Origin of the sequence: Streptomyces sp. SBT349, assembly GCF_001083795.1 — a bacterium.
In the GTDB taxonomy this organism is placed as follows: domain Bacteria; phylum Actinomycetota; class Actinomycetes; order Streptomycetales; family Streptomycetaceae; genus Streptomyces.
On record NZ_LAVK01000629.1, the window covers coordinates 1 to 1,800 of the forward strand.

1 protein-coding gene and 1 pseudogene are annotated in these 1,800 nt (G+C 71.1%); both read left to right on the top strand.

Features of this window, described 5'->3' with window-relative positions; translation table 11 throughout:
* Positions 1-54: 54 nt before the first annotated feature.
* Positions 55-276, top strand: a pseudogene (locus ADY01_RS37780) (LacI family DNA-binding transcriptional regulator); the annotation flags it as partial.
* A 139-nt stretch (positions 277-415) separates the two neighbouring features.
* The gene (locus tag ADY01_RS35325) at positions 416-1,747 is read left to right on the top strand and encodes an ABC transporter substrate-binding protein (RefSeq protein WP_078900881.1); all 1,332 of its coding nucleotides are present in this window, start codon (positions 416-418) and stop codon (positions 1,745-1,747) included.
* Positions 1,748-1,800: the final 53 nt, after the last annotated feature.

Sequence of the window (1,800 nt, forward strand, 5' to 3'; positions counted from 1 at the left end):
TGTGTTGACCAGGGGGGCGCGGGCGGGCCGCGCGGAGAGGGGAACGGTTCTGCCATGGCGGGACAACGGCGGCCCACCATCAAGACGGTCGCGGCGCGGGCCGGGGTGGGGCGCACCACCGTCTCGCGCGTGCTCAACGGGTCGCCGCTGGTCAGCGAGGAGGCCAGGGCCGCGGTGCTCGCCGCGATCGACGAGCTCAACTTCGTGCCCAACTCCGTGGCCCGCTCGCGCCCCCCTGGTCAACACACCTCCCCCACAAAGGGTTTCGGGCTTGTGTGCTTGACACCCCCAACGTTTGGGCGACAGTCTTCCACAACCTGGTGGAACCGCTCCCATGTTCAGTGGGAACGATTCCACCGGGGCATTCCGCCCTGCCCGACGCAGGGGCCGGTCCACACGCCGCACGGAGGACGCCATGGGCCCAGCACGAAGGTTCGTCAGTTCGGGAGCACCGCCGCGCCGGTCGCGCGGCCCGCTGATCGCGTCGGTCGCCACCGCGCTGGCGCTCCTCGCCGGCTGCGGGGGCGGCGGCGACTCGGGCGGCGGGCGGAACGAGGACGGCAGCGTCACCATCACCATGGGCCTCTACGGGGTGATGGGCTACGCGGAGACCGACCTCCTGGAGCGGTACGAGGCCGAGAACCCCGGCGTCACCATCGAGGCCGAGGTGGCGGGTGACGAGCAGACCTACTACACCGCGCTCCAGACCCGCCTGGCGGGCGGCAGCGGGCTGAAGGACATCCAGGGCATCGAGATCGGGCGGGCGAGGGAGCTGGTGGAGACCCAGGCGGCCCGTTTCGCCGACTTCGCCGGAATGGCGGGAACCGATCACTTCCTGCCGTGGAAACTTCCGCAGGTGACCACTCCCGACGGTCAGGTGATCGGTCTCGGCACCGACACCGGGCCGATGGCGATCTGCTACCGCAAGGACATGTTCGAGGCGGCCGGGCTGCCCACCGATCGGGAGGAGGTGGGCGCGCTCTGGTCCGACGGCTGGGAAGGGTATGTGGACGTCGGCGAGCAGTTCATGACCTCCTCGCCCGACGGCGAACTCGCCTACATGGACACCTCCTCGGGCCTCTTCAACGCCATGATCTACGGCCACCCCGAGCAGTTCTACAACGCCGAGGGCGACCTGATCTACGAGGACAACCCGGTGGTGGACGAGGCGTGGGGGCTGGCCTCGCGGGCCGCCGAGTCCGGAATGACCGCCGCGCTGCGGCAGTTCCAGCCCGGCTGGGACCCGGGCCTGGCCAACAGCACCTTCGCCACCACCGTCTGCCCCGCCTGGATGCTCGCGCACATCCAGGAGAAGGCCGGACCCGACAACGCGGGACTGTGGGACGTCGCGCCCGCGCCGCAGGGCGCCAACTGGGGCGGCTCGTTCCTCGGCGTCATGGAGGACAGCCCGGTGAAGGAGGAGGCCATGGACCTGGTGGCCTGGCTGACCGCGCCGGAGCAGCAGGCTTACCTCTTCGAGGAGTTGAGCATCTTCCCGTCCTCCCAGGAGGCGCTGGACTCCGAGGCCGTGCGGGGCGGCACCTCCGAGTACTTCAGCGGCGCGCCGATCGGCGAGATCTTCGCGGCGGCGGCCGAGGAGATCCCCGACGAGGTGGTGCTCGGGCGCAAGGACGGCACCATCAAGGACGCCTTCTCGCAGGGGCTCCAGCAGATCGAGGCGCAGGGCGAGAGCCCGGACGGCGCGTGGGACGCGGTCGTGGAGAACGTCGAACGCGCCGTCGGCTGAGGCCGCCCCTCCCCGCCCCTTCCCGCCGGCTCCGCCGAGGCGCTCCCCGAGAC

Bases quoted from the DNA above. Each gene is read 5' to 3' on its own strand.
- ADY01_RS35325 (WP_078900881.1), top strand. From the start codon at position 416: ATGGGCCCAGCACGAAGGTTCGTCAGTTCGGGAGCACCGCCGCGCCGG.